We start from the raw sequence: 16,274 nt of genomic DNA on the forward strand, positions 1-16,274 counted from the left end.
GTCGATAAATAAAGTGACTGGCCCACCGCTATCAAGGGCAAGCCTCCTCCTACAATTTGATCGAGTTAATCCTGCTAGTCCGAGGCCTGCATGTCTTTTGATCTATCCGCGCGCCTCGCTGCCCGCCGTGCCGAACACCTTTACCGTCAGCGGCCACTGCTGCAGAGCCCCCAAGGCCCTGAAGTGGTGGTCGACGGCCAACCGTTGCTCGCCTTCTGCAATAACGACTACCTGGGCCTGGCCAATCATCCTCAAGTGATCGAAGCCTGGCGTGCCGGTGCGTCCCGTTGGGGCGTGGGCGGTGGCGCATCGCATTTGGTGGTCGGGCACGCCACGCCGCACCATGAACTGGAAGAGGCCCTGGCTGACCTGACCGGTCGCCCCCGTGCGCTGCTGTTTACCACGGGCTACATGGCCAATATGGGCGCAGTCACGGCGCTGGTGGGGCAGGGCGATACGGTGCTGCAAGACCGTCTCAATCACGCGTCCTTGCTGGATGCGGGCTTGCTGTCCGGTGCGCGGTTCAATCGCTACTTGCATAACGACGCCGCCAGCCTGGCCAAGCGCCTGGAGAAAGCCACCGGTAATACGTTGGTGGTCACCGATGGCGTGTTCAGCATGGACGGCGATTTGGCCGACTTGCCCGCGCTGGCCCGTGAGGCCAAGGCCAAAGGCGCCTGGCTGATGGTGGACGACGCCCATGGTTTCGGCCCGTTGGGGGCCAACGGCGCAGGGATCGTCGAGCATTTTGGCTTGAGTCAGGAAGACGTGCCGGTACTGGTCGGCACCCTGGGCAAAGCCTTCGGCACCGCCGGCGCGTTTGTGGCTGGCAGTGAAGAATTGATCGAAAGCCTGATCCAGTTCGCCCGGCCGTATATCTACACCACCAGCCAACCACCCGCGTTGGCCTGCGCCACGTTGAAAAGCCTGGAGCTGCTGCGCACCGAACATTGGCGGCGTGAGCACCTCAATGGCCTGATCCGCCAGTTCCGACAGGGCGCCGAGCAGCTCGGCCTGGACTTGATGGACAGCTTTACGCCGATCCAACCGATCCTGATCGGCGACAGCGCCAGAGCCGTGCGTTTGTCCCAGATGCTGCGCGAGCGCGGCTTGATGGTCACCGCGATCCGACCACCAACGGTACCCGTCGGCAGCGCCCGTTTGCGCGTGACATTGACGGCGGCCCACAGCGAGGCGCAGGTGCAGCTATTGTTAAACGCATTGGAAGAGTGTTTCCGCTTGCTAGGCGCCCTGGAGCCCGACCATGCGTGATCGACTGATATTGCTGCCCGGCTGGGGCCTCGGAGTATCGCCGCTGGAACCTTTGGCCGCCGCATTGCAAGGGCTGGACGAACACCTGCACGTACAGATCGAGCCGTTGCCGGTGCTGGACTCCAGCGATCTCGGCGAATGGCTGGATGAACTCGACGCCATATTGCCGGATGACGCCTGGCTCGGCGGCTGGTCCCTGGGCGGCATGCTGGCTTCGGAATTGGCGGCGCGACGTGGCGAACGCTGCTGCGGGTTGCTGACCCTGGCGAGCAATCCATGTTTTGTCGCCCACGAGGGTTGGCCGAGTGCGATGCCTGCGCAGACGTTCGATTCCTTCCTCGCCGGCTGCCACGCCGATTCCCAGGTCACCCTCAAGCGCTTCGGATTGTTGTGCGCCAAAGGTGCCGAAGACCCTCGCGGGCTGGCGCGTTTGTTGGTCAGCGGCGCGCCGCAGACGCCGTCCGGCGCGTTGATGACCGGTCTTGAACTGCTTGCGCAATTGGACACCCGCGAAGCCTTGCTGGCCTATCGCGGCCCGCAGTTGCATCTGTTTGCCGGTATGGACGGGTTGGTGCCTGCCGAAGCCGCCAGCGACCTGCTGACGCTGCTCCCCGATGTTGAAATCGGTCTGATTGAACAGGCCGGTCACGCTTTTCTTCTGGAGGACCCCCACGGAGTAGCGGGGGCCATCCAGGCTTTTTTGCATGAGTGCGTTGATGACTGATTTATCCCACCCCCCTCTGCCGGGTGCCTTGCCGGACAAGCGCCAAGTAGCGGCGTCGTTTTCCCGTGCGGCGGCCAGTTACGACAGCGTCGCCGAGCTGCAGCGAGCGGTGGGGCATGAACTGCTGTCGCGCCTGCCGTCAGCGTGCGCGCCACGACGTTGGCTGGATATGGGATGCGGCACTGGGTATTTCAGTCGCGTGCTGGGTGAGTTATTGCCGACCAGCGAGGGCGTGGCGCTGGATATCGCTGAGGGCATGCTCAACCATGCGCGGCCTTTAGGCGGCGCGGCGCATTTCATCGCGGGAGATGCCGAGCGTTTGCCCGTGCACGATGCAAGCTGCGGGCTGATCTTCTCCAGCCTTGCGGTGCAATGGTGTGCCAACTTCGATGCAGTGCTCAGCGAGGCCCATCGCGTGCTGCAACCGGGCGGGGTATTGGCCTTTGCCAGTTTGTGTGTGGGTACATTGGATGAACTGCGCGAAAGCTGGCGCGCCGCCGATGGCCTGGTGCACGTCAATCGCTTTCGCACCTTTGAGGCTTACCAGCAACTGTGTGCGGCCAGCGGCCTGCGTGTGGTCAGCCTGGAGCGCCAGCCCCATGTGCTGCATTACCCGGATGTGCGCAGTCTGACCCATGAATTGAAGGCTCTTGGTGCACACAATCTCAACCCCGGACGCCCCGGAGGGCTGACGGGCCGCGCGCGAATTGTTGCACTGGTCGAGGCTTATGAGCGATTCCGCCAGTCCCAAGGCCTGCCGGCGACTTATCAAGTGGTGTACGCCGTACTGGAGAAACCTCTATGAACGCCGCTTATTTCATTACGGGCACCGACACCGATGTCGGCAAGACCACCATCGCCGCCGGCCTCCTGCATGCAGCCGGCCAAGCCGGCAAAAGCACCGCCGCTGGTAAACCTGTCGCCTCCGGTTGCGCAGTAACCCCCGAGGGCCTACGCAATGCCGATGCACTGGCGCTGCTGGCCGAATGTTCATTGCCGTTGAGTTATGCCGAGGTCAATCCGGTGGCTTTCGAGCCCGCCATCGCCCCGCACTTGGCGGCAAGGGAGGCAGGGGTTTCGCTGACGGTGCAATCGCTGCTCAAGCCCATGCAGCAGATTCTGGCGCGGCAAGCGGATTTCACCTTGATCGAGGGCGCAGGTGGCTGGCGCGTGCCGTTGGCTGACCAAGCCAATCTGTCGGACCTGGCCATCGGGCTCAAACTGCCGGTGATCTTGGTGGTAGGCGTGCGCCTGGGTTGTATCAGCCATGCTTTGCTCACCGCCGAAGCCATCGCAAGGGATGGTCTGTCGCTGGCGGGCTGGGTGGCGAACATCATCGATCCCAAGACCTCCCGTCTGGAAGAAAACCTCGCCACCCTGGCCGAACGACTGCCTGCTCCGTGCCTGGGTCGAGTGCCGAAACTCAAGCACGCCAGCGCCGAAGCCGTGGCGCAATACTTACAGTTGGACTTGCTTGACTGATTTTGGCTATCGCTAAGGCATTATGCCATTAGTGTTTTTGACGGGCGTTTTGCCAGGTTCTCTGCTTCAATCAGCATTCACGATTCTCTAAAGGCAGGCTTACGCCATGGAAATCTCTGGAAGCAGCGCGTTTTATTCGGGCCTGAACACCATTCAGTCCGGGCAGAGCCGTGTCGACCAGGCCGCTGGCAAGATCGCCAGCGCAGCCACCAGCCAACCTTCCGATGCCCAGAATGATCGCTTGCAGGCGATCAACCGTGGCCAGCCGACCGATTCCGCCAGCAATATGGTGGAACTGGCAGAAGGCAAGTTTCAGGTGGAGCTAGGCGTCAAGGTCGCCAAGGCTTCCGACGAAATGCTCGGCACCTTGATCGACACCTACGCCTGATCTGCTGGCGCTCGAAATGTGAGAGGGGCTCGTCCCCCTCCCACATTTGTCCTGTTTTATTCTGATCCCTCTCTACACTCTCCCCGATGTGGCATCTCGCCTCAGGCCTTGTTGCGCCTGGGTTGACGTGCGTCATGACAGACGGCATCTGCCCGACGCTTGACATCCCCAGGTCGTAAACGTATGTTTCAAACACCTGTTTGACCGCCACAACAAATCCACGCGGTTGTTCATTCCAGCTACATCAGCAGAGGTTTATCGCTATGCCTGACTACAAGGCCCCCTTGCGTGATATTCGCTTCGTTCGTGACGAACTGCTCGGTTATGAAGCGCACTATCAGAGTCTGCCGGCTTGCCAGGACGCTACTCCGGACATGGTTGACGCCATCCTTGAAGAAGGCGCCAAGTTCTGTGAACAAGTGCTGGCACCGTTGAACCGCGTGGGCGACATCGAAGGGTGCACCTGGAGTGAGTCAGGCGTTAAGACGCCGACGGGTTTCAAAGAAGCCTACAAGCAATTCGTCGAAGGCGGCTGGCCTAGCCTGGCCCACGACGTGGAGCACGGCGGCCAAGGCCTGCCGGAATCCCTGGGTCTGGCCGTGAGCGAAATGGTCGGCGAAGCCAACTGGTCGTGGGGCATGTACCCAGGCCTGTCCCATGGTGCGATGAACACCATCTCCGAGCACGGCACCCCCGAGCAGCAAGAGGCCTACCTGACCAAGCTGGTATCGGGCGAATGGACCGGCACCATGTGCCTGACCGAGCCACACTGCGGCACCGACCTGGGCATGCTGCGCACCAAGGCCGAGCCTCAGGCCGACGGCTCCTACAAAGTCTCCGGTACCAAGATCTTCATCTCGGCCGGTGAACACGACATGGCCGACAACATCGTCCACATCGTATTGGCCCGCCTGCCGGACGCACCGGCCGGCACTAAAGGCATCTCGCTGTTTATCGTGCCCAAGTTCATGCCTAACGCCGACGGCTCGGTGGGTGAGCGCAACGCGGTGACCTGTGGTTCCCTGGAACACAAGATGGGTATCCACGGCAACGCCACCTGCGTGATGAACTTCGACGCGGCCACCGGTTTCCTGATCGGCCCGGCGAACAAAGGCCTGAACTGCATGTTCACCTTTATGAACACCGCTCGCCTGGGCACTGCGCTGCAAGGCCTGGCCCATGCCGAGATCGGCTTCCAGGGCGGCCTGAAATACGCCCGCGATCGCCTGCAAATGCGCTCCCTCACCGGCCCGAAAGCACCGGACAAGGCCGCTGACCCGATCATCGTGCACCCAGACGTGCGCCGCATGTTGCTGACCATGAAAGCCTTCGCCGAAGGCAATCGTGCAATGGTGTACTTCACGGCCAAGCAAGTGGATATCGTCAAGTACGGCACCGATGACGAAGCCAAGAAACAGGCCGATGGCCTGCTGGCTTTCATGACGCCAATCGCCAAGGCATTCATGACCGAAGTTGGTTTTGAATCGGCCAACCATGGCGTGCAGATCTACGGCGGTCATGGCTTCATCGCCGAGTGGGGCATGGAGCAGAACGTTCGCGACAGCCGCATTTCGATGCTGTACGAAGGCACCACCGGTATCCAGGCGCTGGACCTGCTCGGCCGTAAAGTGCTGATGACCCAAGGCGAGGCGCTCAAGGGCTTCACGAAGATCGTGCACAAGTTCTGCCAGGCCAATGAAGGTAACGCGGCCGTTCAGGAGTTCGTTACACCGCTGGCTGCACTGAACAAAGAGTGGGGCGAGTTGACCATGAAGGTCGGCATGGCCGCGATGAAAGACCGTGAGGAAGTCGGTGCCGCTTCGGTGGATTACCTGATGTATTCCGGTTACGCCTGCCTGGCTTACTTCTGGGCCGACATGGCACGCCTGGCGGCCGAAAAACTGGCTGCCGGCACGACCGAAGAGGCGTTCTACACCGCCAAGTTGCAGACTGCGCGCTTCTACTTCCAACGCATTCTGCCGCGTACTTTGGCGCACAAAGCCACCATGCTATCGGGCGCCAACAACCTGATGGACATGAAAGAGGAAGACTTCGGCCTGGCTTACTAAGCCTCACCGGGCTTCCCTGAACCGCCGCTTCCCTTGGAAGCGGCGGTTTTTTATGGGCGATAAAAAACACAGCGCAGCGCTCAGGGATTGTCGCCGCCTGCCGTTAAAGTGATGGCAATGTGATACGTGACAGGCAGGGTGTGCTTAACTGTCCGCGCTAAGGCACATAGCCATCATTTTTGCGGGTCGGAGTTCTACCCTTGTCACGCGTGTCCGCTGTTCGTTTCAGTCATTTCCTCCCTTCGTTGCTGCTCTTGCTGGCCGGGCTCTCGGCTGCGTACGTCAAGGACCTCAACGTCTTCTTCACGTCACTGTTCAATGTGTTGCCAACCTTGGTGCTGTTGCTCGGCGGTTCGTACTGCGCTGTGTATCGGCGCCAGCGTGAGCTGTTTTTGATGATCACGGTGTACATCGCCTACTTCCTGCTCGATACCCAGACCGATTTCTATCGCGACAACGGCCGCGTGCGCGAAGACGCTGCCGTGGTGTTTCATCTGTGTTGCCTGCTGTTGCCGCTGCTGTTCAGCATCTACGCGCTGTGGCAGGAGAAAACCCATCTGTTCCGCGACTTCGTGGCCCGTTGCGCTGTGGTACTGGCGATAGGCAGCGTGGCGCTGGCCCTGGAGCAAAGTTATCCCCAAGCGGTGTTGAACTGGCTGGCGGAGATTCGCTGGCCGGCGCTGCACGGGACCTGGATGAGCCTGATCCAGTTGTCGTATCCGATGTTCCTGATCGGTTTTCTCACCCTCGCCGCCCAATACTGGTACCAGCCGCGCCCGCTGCACGCGGCGCAATTGGTGGGATTGCTGGGGCTGTTCTGGATGCTGCCGAAAACTTTCATCCTGCCGTTCACCCTGAACATCATGTGCAGCCAGGTGATGTTGATGATCGCGGCCGGCGTGGCCCATGAGGCCTATCAAATGGCGTTCCGCGATGAGCTGACCGGCCTGCCGGGACGCCGCGCCCTCAACGAGCGCATGCAGCGGCTGGGGCGCAACTATGTGTTGGCGATGACCGACGTCGACCACTTCAAACGGTTCAATGACACCCATGGTCACGATGTGGGTGACCAAGTGCTGCGCCTAGTGGCGAGCAAGTTGTCCAAGGTCAATGGCGGTGGACGCGCCTACCGCTACGGCGGTGAAGAGTTCGCCGTGGTGTTTGCCGGCAAAACCCTGGATGAGTGCATGCCGCACCTAGAGGAAATCCGCGAAATTATCGCCAACTATGACATTAAGCTGCGCAACTCGGACCGTCCCCAGGATGATCAACAAGGCCGTCAGCGCCGGGCGGGCAGCGGCGCGACGAGTGTGTCGGTGACGGTCAGTATCGGCGTGGCCGAACGCCAGGCCGAGCAGCGCAGCTCCGAAGAAGTCCTCAAGTCCGCCGACCAGGCGCTGTATGCGGCCAAGGGCGCCGGGCGTAACTGCGTGATCGCCGCCGGGCAGACGCGCCGTGGCGCGGTGCGTATGGACAGCGCTGCCGGTTAAGTAATGGCGGTGTATTCAGCGGTTCTACAGTGATTGTTTGCGACGCTGGCCAGCAGTAGGTTGAGACCATCTGCTGCCGGAGACATGACCATGCCTGAGTACAAAGCTCCCCTGCGCGACATGCGCTTTCTGATCGACAACGTATTTGATTTCCACGGTCACTACGCCACGCTGGGCGCAACCGACGCCAGCCCGGACATGGTCAGCGCTATCCTCGAAGAGGGCGCCAAATTCTGCGAGAACGTGCTCTCGCCACTCAACCGCAGCGGTGATGAAGAGGGCTGCCATTTCGACAATGGCGTCGTGACCACGCCCAAGGGCTTCAAGGAAGCCTTCGCCCAATACGTCGAAGGCGGTTGGCACGGTGTGGCGTCGGATCCGGCCTACGGCGGCCAGGGCTTGCCGCAATCGTTGGGCCTGGTGCTCAGCGAGATGATCGGCTCCAGCAACACCTCATGGGGCATGTATCCGGGCCTGACTCACGGCGCGATGTCGGCGATCCACGCCCACGGGACGGAAGAGCAGAAGGCCACGTTCCTGGGCAAACTCACCGCAGGCGAATGGACCGGCACCATGTGCCTCACCGAAGCCCATTGCGGCACCGACCTGGGCCTGATCAAGACCCGCGCCGTGCCCCAGGCCGATGGCAGCTATGCGATCACCGGCAGCAAGATCTTCATCTCGGCCGGTGAGCACGACATGAGCGCCAACATCATCCACCTGGTGTTGGCCAAACTGCCGGATGCACCCGCGGGCACCAAAGGTATCTCGCTGTTTATCGTGCCCAAGTTCCACGCTGACTCCGGCGAACGCAACGCGGTGCACTGCGGCTCCATCGAGCACAAGATGGGCATCAAGGCCTCGGCCACCTGCGTGCTGAACTTCGACGGCGCCAAGGGCTTTTTGATTGGAGAGGCCAATAAAGGCCTCAATTGCATGTTCACCATGATGAACCACGCGCGGCTGGGTACCGGCATGCAGGGCCTGTGCAACGGCGAGGCGAGCTTCCAGGGCGCGATCAAATACGCCAACGACCGCCTGCAAATGCGCTCCCTGACTGGCGCCAAGGCGCCGAACAAAGCCGCCGACCCGATCATCGTGCACCCCGATGTGCGTCGTATGCTGCTGACCATGAAAGCCTTCAACGAAGGCAATCGCGCGCTGACCTACTTCACCGCGCAATTACTCGACACTGCACACCTGAGCAGCGACGCCGCTCAACGCCAGGAAGCCGAAGACCTGCTGGCGTTCCTCACGCCGATCTGCAAAGCCTTTATGACCGACACCGGGCTGGAAGTGACCAACCACGGCATGCAGGTATTTGGCGGCCATGGCTATATCCGCGAATGGGGCATGGAGCAGTTGGCTCGCGATGCGCGGATTGCGCCGATCTATGAAGGCACCAACGGCATTCAGGCACTCGACCTGCTGGGGCGCAAGGTGCTGGGCAGCCAGGGCAAGTTGCTGCGCGGGTTTACCAAGATTGTGCATAAGTTCTGCGCCGCGAATGCCGAACATCCGCAGTTCAAGGCCTATGTGGCGCAGCTCAATCAGTTGAACCAGGAGTGGGGCGAGTTGACCACCCAGGTCGGCATGGCCGCGATGAAAAATCCCGACGAAGTGGGCGCCGCTGCCGTGGATTACTTGATGTACAGCGGTTACATCGTCCTTGCCTACCTGTGGCTGCGCATGGCGATTGCGGCGCAGGCCCATGACGATGTCGAGTTTGCCAAGGCCAAGCTGGCCACGTGCGAGTTCTACTTCAAGCGTCTGCTGCCGCGTACCACAACCCACCGCGCCGCTGTGCAAGCGGGCAGCGAATGCCTGATGAGTCTGCCAGCGGAGGCATTTGCACTGTAGTGACTTAAAAATACCAATCAGTCACAAGTGGACCCTATGTGTCTGAAAAGTTGTTCGGGTACACTCGGAGCCTGTAAAACCGATCCTATCGAATCACTTTTCCCGTTCTCACGAGGTTTGCCATGGCTGATTACAAAGCGCCGCTGCGTGATATGCGCTTCGTCCTCAACGAAGTTTTTGAGGTCGCCAATACATGGGCCCAATTGCCGGCATTGGCAGACAGCGTTGACGCCGAAACTGTCGAGGCGATCCTCGAGGAAGCCGGCAAAGTCACCGCCAAATCCATCGCCCCGCTGAGTCGCGGTGGCGATGAGCAAGGCTGCCGCTGGGACAACACGGCGGTGTTTACCCCGGACGGTTATCCACAGGCCTACAAAACCTACGCTGAAGGCGGCTGGGTCGGTGTCGGCGGCGATCCGGTGTTTGGCGGTATGGGCATGCCCAAGGCGGTGTCGGCCCAGGTTGAAGAGATGATCAACTCGTCGAGCCTGGCGTTTGGCCTGTATCCGATGTTGACGTCTGGCGCGTGCGTATCGATCAACACCCATGCCAGCGAAGAGCTCAAGGCTGCCTACCTGCCGAAGATGTATTCCGGTGAATGGGCCGGTTCCATGTGCCTGACCGAGGCCCATGCCGGCACAGACTTGGGGATTATCCGGACCAAGGCCGAGCCTCAGACGGACGGCTCCTACAAAATCAGCGGGACCAAGATCTTTATCACCGGTGGCGAGCACGACCTCACCGAAAACATTATCCATCTGGTCTTGGCCAAGCTGCCGGATGCGCCGGCCGGGCCTAAGGGGATCTCGCTGTTCCTGGTGCCCAAGTTCATGGTCAATGCCGACGGCAGCCTCGGCGCGCGCAACCTGGTGAGCTGTGGTTCCATTGAACACAAGATGGGTATCCAGGCGTCCGCTACTTGCGTGATGAACTTCGACGAAGCCGTGGGTTACCTGGTGGGCGAGCCTAACCGTGGGCTGGCGGCGATGTTCACCATGATGAACTACGAGCGTCTGGGTGTGGGTATCCAGGGCCTGGCGTCCGGCGAGCGTTCCTATCAAAACGCAATTGAATATGCGCGTGATCGTCTGCAAAGCCGCTCACCGACAGGCGCTCAGGCGAAAGACAAAGCCGCTGACCCGATCATCGTCCATCCGGACGTGCGCCGCATGCTGCTGACCATGAAAGCTGCGAACGAAGGCGGCCGCGCGTTCTCCACCTACGTGGCAACGCAGCTGGATATCGCAAAGTTCAGCGAAGACGCCGCAGCCCGTGAGCGTGCGGATAACCTGGTGGCATTGCTGACGCCGGTGGCCAAAGCGTTCCTCAGCGACCTGGGCCTGGAAACCACGGTGCTCGGCCAGCAGGTGTTTGGTGGCCACGGGTACATCCGCGAGTGGGGCCAAGAGCAATTAGTGCGTGATGTGCGTATCACCCAGATCTACGAAGGCACCAACGGCATTCAGGCCCTGGACTTGATGGGGCGCAAGATCGTGGGCAGCGGCGGGGCGTTCTACACCTTGTTTGCCGACGAGATCCGCCAGTTCATTGCTCACTCGAACGCCGACCTGGCTGAGTTCACCAAACCGCTGAGTGCGGCGGTGGACAACCTCGATGAGTTGACGGCCTGGGTGCTGGATCGCGCCAAGACCAACCCGAACGAAATCGGTGCGGCCTCAGTGGAGTATTTGCATGCGTTTGGATACATGGCCTACGCCTACATGTGGGCGCGTATGGCCAAGGCCGCGTTGGGCAAAGCGGCTGAAGAAGACTTCTACGCCAGCAAGCTGGGGACCGCGCGCTTCTACTTTGCGCGCCTGCTGCCGCGTATTCACTCGCTGAGTGCGTCGGTAAAGGCCGGTAGCGAATCACTGTTTTTGATGGATGAGGCACTGTTTTAAGGGGGGCGAGGGCGTGTAAGCATTCTCTTACATGACGTGCTGCTATTCGTCCTCTATCGCCAAATTGGATCCACGGATAATCTACTTCACATGGACGTCGCGCAGGAAGCGCAAAGAAACAACACGGACACGTAGGATTCTGCCAGGACGGCGGAGTGAAATGGATGTCAGGGAAACAGTCTGCAAAGCCCCGCTTCGGCGGGGTTTTCTTTTGCCCGCGAAAAAGTCAGGCCGGCGCCTGCGGGGCATTCATCACGTCTTCAAGCAAGGTGCGCAGCAGCGCCACTGTTGCTTGCTGGCGCTGCACGTCACGGCACACCAAGCCTACTTTCAGCGGCACCCTCGGTTCACTCAAGGGTTTCCACAGCAGCATCTGGCTGTTGTGTTCGTCCTGGGAGCGCCCCGGCAGCACCGTTGCCAGTTTGGTATGGGGCAGGCTGTCGAGAATCCCCACCATGGTGTTGAGCTCAGCCTGGACTTGTGGCCGTCGCCCAAGGTTGGCGAGTTGGCCCTGCCAGATCTGCCTGATTTGAAACTCTTCCCCCAGCAACAACATCGGCAACTCGGCCGCCTGTTTCAGCGAGACTTTCTTGAATTCGCGCAGGGGATGATCGTCCGGAATGACCACTTTCAACTCATCTTCATACAGCAGCACGCCATGTAATCCCGGCTGACGGGGTGGCAGGTAACTGATGCCGATGTCCAGCGAACCATTGAGCAGCCGCCGTTCAATCTCAAGCCCGGTCAATTCGTAAATCTGCACCACCAGATGCGGCTGGGCCTTGCGTACGCGCTCAAGCATCTGCGGCACCAGGCTGGTGTGCACGGTTTGCAGCACGCCGATAGCCAAGGTGCGCAGGGCCTGGCCCTTGAAGTTGCGCAGCGCTTCGACGGCTTGCTGCATGCCATCTATCAACGGCAACGCGTGGTTGTACAGCGTGTGAGCGGCCAGGGTTGGCAGTAGACGTTTGCTGCTACGCTCGAACAAGCTCACATCCAGGTTCTGCTCCAGTTGGCGAATCTGTTGCGACAAAGCTGGTTGGGAAATCGACAGACGTTCGGCGGCACGGCCTACATGGCCCTCTTCATACACCGCGACGAAATAACGCAGTTGCTTGAAATCCATAAGTCTTTCTTATCGAAAAAGCTGAAAAATCGAAATGGCTGTTAGCCCTTTAGGCGCCTAGTCTAGCGCCTATTCGCAGGGCTTACAGGGCCAGATCAGGCAATGAACAGTGTTTGTGTTGATAGCGTTTACATAGGCAACTCAAAAAATTCACAGGCAGTCTTCGCGACTTGCTCGGTTGCTATCGCGGGGGATCTGTGAATTTGTTCTCTATTCGCCGCCCCGCGCCTAGCCTGGACGATTTGGTCTTGGATACGCAGCACGATGATCCTTCCAGCGAATCCTTGATGCCCACGGTGGCGAGGCCGCCGCAAGTCTTCGTGCGTGGCCAAGGTTCCTGGTTGTGGGACAGCGACGACCGCGCTTACCTGGACTTCAGCCAAGGCAATGGCGCCAATAGCCTCGGCCATAGCCCCCAGGTGTTGATCAAAGCGCTGAGTGACCAGACCCAAGCGTTGATCAACCCCGGCGTGGGTCTGCATAACCGTGCCCAACTCAGCCTCGTCGACCGTTTGTGTCACCGTACCGGCAGCGACCAGGCTTATCTGCTCAACAGTGGCGCGGAAGCCTGTGAAGCGGCGATCAAGCTGGCGCGCAAATGGGGTCAGCTGCATCGTGGTGGCGCGTACCGCATCATCAGTGCCAGCAACGGTTGCCATGGCCGCAGTTTCGCGGCGCTGGCTGCATCGGCCGGTACTTTGGAAAACCGTTTCGAACCGCAATTGCCTGGTTTCAGCCATGTGCCTTTCAACGACCTGCCGGCGCTGCACGCTGCTGTCGATGCTCAAACCGTAGCCATCATGCTCGAACCGATCCAGGGTGCCGGCGTAACCCCTGCGACGGAGCGCTACCTCAAGGGCGTTGAGCGCTTGTGCCGTGAACTGGGGATCCTGCTGATCCTTGACGAAGTGCAGACAGGCCTCGGTCGTTACGGAACGTTGCTGGCTGAACAACAGTACGGTGTACGCGCTGACATCATCACCCTCGGCAAAGGTCTGGGCGGCGGCGTGCCCCTGGCGGCGCTGCTGGCGCGTGGCAAGGCGTGTTGTTTCGAAGTAGGCGAATTGGAAGGCACGCATCACGGCAATGCGTTGATGGCGTCAGCCGGCGCGGCGGTACTCGATACAGTGCTGGAGCATGGCTTTCTTGAGCATGTGCGCGAGTCCGGCTTTTATCTTGGCGAAGGCCTCACTCGTCTGGCCTATCGCTACGACCACGGCCAACTGCGCGGCCAGGGCCTGATGTGGGGGCTGACGTTGTCGGATGATTCTGCCGATGCTGTAGTAAGCGCCGCACTGCAAGAAGGCCTGATCCTCAACGCCCCGCAACCTGACTGCCTACGCTTCACGCCAGCGCTGACGGTGAGCAAAAGCAACATTGACGAAATGCTCCTGCGCCTTGCTCGCGCCTTCTCCCGCGTGCGTACCGCACAGCTGCAATGCCGCAAGGGCATCGCTGTTTAACCCCATTTTTCTGAACCGTCTCGCGGTATACGCGGCGCCTCCAGCCTGATTCTTTTGGCTGGGGGCGTTTTTTTGCCTGCTCGTTACAGGATGGCTCAATGCCAGAATTCACTGAACCCTCACGAATGGCAAAGGTCGATTAGCTACACGGCTCACACGAGCCGATTTTTTGGAGCTGACCCATGGACATCATTCGTATCATCATCGCCATTCTGCTGCCGCCACTGGGTGTGTTTCTGCAAGTGGGCTTCGGCGGCGCGTTCTGGCTGAATATTCTGCTGACGTTGTGCGGTTACTTCCCTGGGATCATCCACGCGGTGTACATCATCGCCAAGCGCTGAGGCTGTTAGCCTTTTGCGATGAGCCTTGAATTGCGCTCATTGCGAAAGGCCAGTTGCTCGATGGTCTGGGTGGCGTGTTCGGCCTCTTCCCGCGCTTGCAGGATGATGCCGTGCTGCTCGGACTTGCTGCACACTGGGTCGGCATTGCTCGCATCCCCCGTGAGCATGAAGGCCTGGCAACGGCAGCCGCCGAAGTCCTTTTCCTTCTCGTCGCATGAGCGGCATGGCTCCGGCATCCAGTCGTAGCCGCGAAAGCGGTTGAAGCCAAACGAGTCGTACCAGATGTGTTGCATGCTGTGGTCGCGCACATTCGGAAACTGCACCGGCATCTGTCGGGCGCCGTGGCAGGGCAGGGCGGTTCCGTCTGGCGTGACTGTAAGAAAGATACTGCCCCAACCGTTCATGCAGGCTTTCGGGCGTTCTTCGTAGTAATCCGGCGTCACGAAGATCAGCTTGCACGGATGGCCTTCGGCTTCGAGCTTGGCGCGGTATTCGTTGGTGATGCGCTCGGCGCGCACCAACTGCTCCTTGGTTGGCAACAGCCCAACACGATTGAGCTGCGCCCAGCCGTAGAACTGGCAGGTCGCGAGCTCAACAAAGTCCGCTTCCAGCGCGATGCACAACTCGATGATGCGGTCGATCTTGTCGATATTGTGACGATGGGTGACGAAGTTCAGCACCATCGGATAGCCGTGGGCTTTCACCGCACGAGCCATTTCCAATTTTTGCGCGAAGGCTTTTTTCGAGCCGGCCAGCAGGTTATTTACCTGTTCGTCGCTGGCCTGGAAGCTGATCTGGATATGGTCCAGGCCGGCCTTCTTGAAGTCGCTGATCTTCTGCTCGGTGAGGCCGATGCCGGAAGTGATCAGGTTGGTGTAGAACCCCAGTTTGCGAGCCTCGGCGATCAACTCGGCCAAGTCCTGACGCACCAGCGGTTCACCGCCGGAAAACCCCAGCTGCGCGGCGCCCATTTCCCGGGCTTCGCGAAATACCTTGATCCACTGCTCGGTGCTCAGTTCCTTGCCCTGCTCGGCAAAGTCCAGCGGGTTGGAGCAATACGGGCACTGCAGCGGGCAGCGGTAAGTCAGCTCGGCCAGCAGCCACAGCGGCAGGCCAATGGCCGGCTTTTCAGGCAAGGGTGATCCAGTGCTCAGCACGGGCGACCTCCATGAATTGCTCGATGTCATCACCGAGCTCAGGCACACCTGGGAATTGTTTATCCAACTCGGCGATGATTGCGGCCACGTCGCGCTCGCCGTCGATCAAACCACCGATCAACGCGGCGCTGTCATTGAGCTTGATCATGCCCTCTGGGTAGAGCAGCACATGGCCCTTTTGCGCAGGCTCGTACTGGTAGCGATAACCCTGGCGCCAGGTCGGTGTTCTGCTGCGATCAAAGCTCATAGGGTGATCCCTTTATGCCAGACCCGCTGCTCGGTCACGCTGTGATACGGCGGGCGTTTGAGTTCGTAGGCCATGCTCATCGCATCCAGCATGCTCCACAGGATGTCCAGTTTGAACTGGAGAATTTCCAGCATGCGCTCCTGGCCTTCGCGGGTGGTGTAGTGCTGCAGCGTGATCGCCAGGCCGTGCTCCACATCGCGACGGGCCTGACCCAAGCGAGTGCGGAAATATTCGTAGCCGGTTGGGTCGATCCACGGGTAATGCTGCGGCCAACTGTCGAGGCGCGACTGGTGGATCTGCGGCGCGAACAGTTCGGTCAACGAGCTGCTGGCGGCCTCCTGCCAACTGGCGCGACGGGCAAAGTTGACGTAGGCGTCCACCGCAAACCGTACGCCGGGCAGCACCAATTCCTGGGAGCGCAGTTGGTCCGGGTCGAGGCCGACTGCCTCGCCCAGGCGAAGCCAGGCTTCGATACCGCCGTCCTCACCGGGAGCACCATCGTGGTCGAGCAAGCGCTGGATCCACTCGCGACGGATCTCGCGGTCCGGGCAGTTGGCCAGAATCGCGGCGTCCTTCAGGGGAATGTTCACTTGATAGTAGAAGCGGTTGGCGACCCAGCCCTGGATTTGTTCGCGGCTGGCACGGCCTTCGTACATCGCCACATGGTAAGGGTGATGGATATGGTAGAAGGCGCCCTTGGCGCGCAAGGCGGCTTCGAATTCGGCGGTAGTCAACGGTGTGTCAGTCATGTCGT

At 60.3% G+C, this 16,274-nt stretch carries 15 protein-coding genes; 11 read left to right on the forward strand and 4 right to left on the reverse strand.

The annotated features are described in order from the left end of the window. Positions 1-90 precede the first annotated feature (90 nt). The 9 genes from bioF (at position 91) to ACVWXD_RS27720 (ending at position 11,186) form a co-directional block, all read left to right on the forward strand. Positions 91-1,272, forward strand: a complete 1,182-nt coding sequence (gene bioF / locus ACVWXD_RS27680; protein WP_032883921.1) for an 8-amino-7-oxononanoate synthase — start codon at positions 91-93, stop codon at positions 1,270-1,272. Next, a complete protein-coding gene (locus ACVWXD_RS27685) occupies positions 1,265-1,996 on the forward strand; it encodes an alpha/beta fold hydrolase (protein WP_457371537.1) in 732 nt (243 codons plus the stop codon). The genes bioF and ACVWXD_RS27685 overlap by 8 nt, the downstream gene beginning before the upstream one ends. Then, positions 1,989-2,801 carry a malonyl-ACP O-methyltransferase BioC gene (gene bioC, locus ACVWXD_RS27690; RefSeq protein ID WP_095185059.1) on the forward strand — a complete coding sequence of 271 codons (813 nt, stop codon included), beginning with the start codon at positions 1,989-1,991 and terminating at the stop codon, positions 2,799-2,801. Before ACVWXD_RS27685 ends, bioC begins: the two co-directional genes overlap by 8 nt. After that, the gene (bioD, locus tag ACVWXD_RS27695; RefSeq protein ID WP_032883918.1) at positions 2,798-3,478 is read left to right on the forward strand and encodes a dethiobiotin synthase; all 681 of its coding nucleotides are present in this window, start codon (positions 2,798-2,800) and stop codon (positions 3,476-3,478) included. The genes bioC and bioD overlap by 4 nt, the downstream gene beginning before the upstream one ends. A gap of 106 nt (positions 3,479-3,584) precedes the next feature. After that, the gene (locus ACVWXD_RS27700) at positions 3,585-3,866 is read left to right on the forward strand and encodes a hypothetical protein (protein WP_032883917.1); all 282 of its coding nucleotides are present in this window, start codon (positions 3,585-3,587) and stop codon (positions 3,864-3,866) included. A 263-nt stretch (positions 3,867-4,129) separates the two neighbouring features. Then, positions 4,130-5,935 (forward strand): phenylacyl-CoA dehydrogenase, encoded by a 1,806-nt coding sequence (locus ACVWXD_RS27705; protein ID WP_032883916.1) that lies wholly within the window; start codon positions 4,130-4,132, stop codon positions 5,933-5,935. Between the two features lie 200 nt (positions 5,936-6,135). Further along, positions 6,136-7,425, forward strand: coding sequence for a GGDEF domain-containing protein (locus tag ACVWXD_RS27710; protein ID WP_179179810.1), 1,290 nt, complete (start codon positions 6,136-6,138; stop codon positions 7,423-7,425). 90 nt (positions 7,426-7,515) lie between these two features. Beyond that, positions 7,516-9,285 (forward strand): acyl-CoA dehydrogenase C-terminal domain-containing protein, encoded by a 1,770-nt coding sequence (locus ACVWXD_RS27715; RefSeq protein WP_095185057.1) that lies wholly within the window; start codon positions 7,516-7,518, stop codon positions 9,283-9,285. A 122-nt stretch (positions 9,286-9,407) separates the two neighbouring features. Next, positions 9,408-11,186 carry an acyl-CoA dehydrogenase C-terminal domain-containing protein gene (locus ACVWXD_RS27720; RefSeq protein WP_457371538.1) on the forward strand — a complete coding sequence of 593 codons (1,779 nt, stop codon included), beginning with the start codon at positions 9,408-9,410 and terminating at the stop codon, positions 11,184-11,186. 226 nt (positions 11,187-11,412) lie between these two features. Here ACVWXD_RS27720 and ACVWXD_RS27725 read toward each other — a convergent pair whose 3' ends face one another. Further along, positions 11,413-12,312, reverse strand: coding sequence for a LysR family transcriptional regulator (locus ACVWXD_RS27725; protein WP_032883909.1), 900 nt, complete (start codon positions 12,310-12,312; stop codon positions 11,413-11,415). Positions 12,313-12,509: 197 nt separating this feature from the next. Here ACVWXD_RS27725 and ACVWXD_RS27730 point away from each other — a divergent pair, with 197 nt between their 5' ends. Together ACVWXD_RS27730 and ACVWXD_RS27735 are read left to right on the forward strand one after the other, a co-directional pair. Next, the gene (locus tag ACVWXD_RS27730) at positions 12,510-13,775 is read left to right on the forward strand and encodes an aspartate aminotransferase family protein (protein WP_457371539.1); all 1,266 of its coding nucleotides are present in this window, start codon (positions 12,510-12,512) and stop codon (positions 13,773-13,775) included. A gap of 182 nt (positions 13,776-13,957) precedes the next feature. Beyond that, a complete protein-coding gene (locus tag ACVWXD_RS27735; RefSeq protein ID WP_003194776.1) occupies positions 13,958-14,116 on the forward strand; it encodes a YqaE/Pmp3 family membrane protein in 159 nt (52 codons plus the stop codon). Between the two features lie 5 nt (positions 14,117-14,121). On the opposite strand, the gene pqqE is transcribed toward ACVWXD_RS27735, so the two are convergent. Genes pqqE through pqqC form a run of 3 tightly spaced genes read right to left on the reverse strand, consistent with a single transcriptional unit; the run spans position 14,122 to position 16,269 of the window. Then, the gene (gene pqqE, locus ACVWXD_RS27740) at positions 14,122-15,252 is read right to left on the reverse strand and encodes a pyrroloquinoline quinone biosynthesis protein PqqE (protein ID WP_095185055.1); all 1,131 of its coding nucleotides are present in this window, start codon (positions 15,250-15,252) and stop codon (positions 14,122-14,124) included. Continuing rightward, positions 15,245-15,520: a pyrroloquinoline quinone biosynthesis peptide chaperone PqqD gene (pqqD, locus tag ACVWXD_RS27745; RefSeq protein WP_095185054.1), complete on the reverse strand. Its 276-nt coding sequence runs from the start codon at positions 15,518-15,520 to the stop codon at positions 15,245-15,247. The genes pqqE and pqqD overlap by 8 nt, the downstream gene beginning before the upstream one ends. Then, a complete protein-coding gene (gene pqqC / locus ACVWXD_RS27750; RefSeq protein WP_099601639.1) occupies positions 15,517-16,269 on the reverse strand; it encodes a pyrroloquinoline-quinone synthase PqqC in 753 nt (250 codons plus the stop codon). Before pqqC ends, pqqD begins: the two co-directional genes overlap by 4 nt. Positions 16,270-16,274: the final 5 nt, after the last annotated feature.

The organism is Pseudomonas sp. TE3911 (assembly GCF_054062775.1).